This window comes from bacterium, assembly GCA_016873475.1.
GTDB lineage: Bacteria > Krumholzibacteriota > Krumholzibacteriia > JACNKJ01 > JACNKJ01 > VGXI01.
Window position 1 is genome coordinate 1 of sequence record VGXI01000312.1, and the last position, 2,858, is coordinate 2,858.

The 2,858-nt window shown below is 69.1% G+C and carries 1 protein-coding gene; it reads right to left on the bottom strand.

All coding sequences use genetic code 11. The features are described from left to right. Positions 1-423: 423 nt before the first annotated feature. Positions 424-2,858: DUF4091 domain-containing protein (locus tag FJ251_15165; GenBank protein ID MBM4119041.1), on the bottom strand; the 2,435-nt coding region annotated here is incomplete at its 5' end.

A 2,858-nucleotide genomic window follows, 5' to 3' on the forward strand; every position in this document is an offset into this window, starting at 1 on the left:
GGGGATGACCTTCGCGTGCTCATAGCCAGGAGCAAGGACAACAGTAGGGCGTTCGAGATTGATAGTTGTCAGAGTGGGCTGACTCACCTTGGGAGCTGTGGGCGCGCAACCCGCAGCGAAGACGATAGCACTCAGAAGACTCAGAACCCGCATGGTCACACCTCCGTGTGAAGGCCCTGGCTCCAGGGCTCTTTGTTTGCAGATTATGAACCGCCCCGGGATTGCTGGAGACTCCATGTCTTGAGAGAGCAGCCCGGCACAGGGTGTATAGCGTGCGCCAATCCACTTCAGCAGGATATCTGAATGAGTGTCTGGCGTCAAGGACGATATCGAGGGGATGTATGGTCAATCTCCGGCCGCGCAGATCATGGTCCGCGCAATTGAGGCAAAGCAAGAAAAGCAGGCCCGGCTCGTAAGGTGCGGCTAACGCAGCATCAGCATCTTGCGCGTGAGCGTGTCCCCGCCGGCGCGGAGAACAGCGAGGTAGACGCCGCTGGCCGCGGCCTCGCCGGCGGCGTCCTTACCGTCCCAGGGCAGCTCGTGCGGGCCGGCGGCGAGCGCTGCGGCGACCAGCAGGCGGCGCACCAAGCGGCCCTGCGCGTCGAGGATCTCGAGGGTCACCGGGGCGGCCTGCTCCAGCGAGAAGCTGATCGTGGTGCCGCCGGGCGGGAAGGGATTGGGGTGGTTCTGCCCCAGGCCGACGGGCGCATCCGCCGGCGCGCCCTCGCCCACCGCGAGCGTCACGGGCAGTTCCAGGTGCGGCGTCACCGGATCGTTGCTCTCGATGACGACGTGGGCCTGGTGAGTGCCCTCCGCCAGCCCCGCGGCGTCGACGTCGACGACGAGCCGCGTCCACTCGCCCGGCGCGAGCAGGCCGTAGGCCGGCGCGCGCAGGCGCAGCCAGGCGGGCGCAGCGCCGCCCGCGTCCTCGACCTCCGCCTGCCAGGACAGGCTGGCCCCGCCCGTGTTCGCGAGGCGCAGGGAGTCGCTGCCCGCGCCGCCGAGAGGCAGCGCGACGGCGAGCGCCGCCGGCGTCGCCGCCAGCCGCGGCAGCTCGACCGGCGAGGCCGAGTCGATGGCCGCCGCCAGGTCCCAGCGGAGCTGGTACCAGTCGTCCGCATCGTGGCTCCAGTCGCCGAGGCAGTCCGTGCAGGGCGCGTGGTTCAGCGCGCTCACGATCACCGCGTCGATCAGCGCGTCGGGGTCGCCGCCCAGGCTCTCGAGCAGCCAGGCGTACTCGTAGTCCTGCATGCCCCGCCGCAGGGCCTTGAGCCGGATCGAGGGCACGGGCCCGTCGATCGCCACCGGGTAGCCGGCCTGCGACAGGCGCGAGCCCGGATAGTAGAGCAGTCCGTTGCCCCAGCGGCTGTCGTAGTAGTCGCTGGCCTTGCCGTTGTAGAGCTGGTTCACGTACTGCCAGTTCGTGGCCGACCACTCGGCGTAGATGCCGTCCACGCGGTACTTCCAGGCGATCAGCGGCTTCGTGCGCATCGAGAAGCCGTAGGTGTTGATCGTGTGATGGCCCACGCGCGGCTCGGACCAGTGGTAGAACATCATCTTGGCGCCCTCGGCCTGGCGCGCGCGGCCGAACTCCACGTTGTAGCCGCTCGCGCGCACCGCCCAGAGGTCCGCGTAGCCGATCATGGACGACTGCGTCGAGGCGCGCACGTACATGTACAGCACGCGCGGTGCGGCGATCGTCCCCTCGGCGATCAGGTTCTGGTTCGCCTCGTCCACCAGGCCCGCCCACCACTGGTGATAGGCGGCGCTGCCCACCTCGTCGTAGCCGTAGAGCGCAAGCGGCATGTTCCAGCCCTTGCTGACATAGTGCCGCACGTACTCCTCGATGTACTCGCGGATCGTGTTCTCGTAGACCGGATTGCCCACGGGGTCCGGGTCCGGCGGATAGAAGATGTTCGGGCAGCCCGGCGGATAGGACCCGCCCGCCGGCCAGGTCAGGCGCGCCAGCTCGTAGGTCGCGCCGGCCATGGGACCCTCCGTGAAGAGGCTGCCGCTGAGGCGCTGGCCCTCGTAGAGGTCGAACTCGCTCCAGTCCATCGCGATGAGGTGGCCCTCGGCGTCGAAGCTGGGGCAGGGCCAGTAGGTGTCGTCCCAGCAGAGGCGGTGCTTGCGGCCGTCGATGAGGTAGTTCTTGAGGACGGGCCAGCTATCGGGCAGATCGCGCAGGGGCACCCCTTCGCCGTCGCCCCAGCGCGAGGTGATCAGGCCGTAGTGCCAGAGGTGGTTCTGCGCGGGCAGCGTGAAGTCCCAGACCTTGAGCGCGAGATTCAGCGTCTGGACCGTCGCGCCGTTCACGCGCACGCGCAGGCCGACCGTGTAATCGCCGGCCAGCGTACCCGGCGGCACGAAGAGGTCCGCCCAGACCACCGCCGTCGTGTTCGCCGCGAGCGCAAAGGGCGCGCCGAGGGCGCCGACGTCGCTCTCGTAAGGATCGCGGAAGGGGATCAGGGCGTCCGGCCAGATCAGGTCGAAGCCGTAGTCGCCCGGGTAGTCGTTGCCGGCGATCTCGATGTCGGCGAAGTACTCCAGGTAGAAGTCGAGCTGCTCGGCCCCGACGCTGCCGCCCGGGCCCGTGAAGTCGCCCGTGGGCAGGAGGTCGACGCCCGCCAGCGGCGTGTCCGAGCGCAGCGCGATCTGGAAGGCGATCACCTCGTTGCGAGCGCTGTGCAGGCGAAGCGTGCGCGTCGCGCCGTCCCAGAAGAAGTTGCTCGCCTCGTAGACCGCTGTCGGGTGCAGCTTCTCCGAATCGCCGACCGCCCAGACCGCGAGCTCGGCGCGCGCGCCGACGGGGAAGATCGCGGCAGCCAGCGCCAGGCTGAGGCACGAACGCGAGTGCC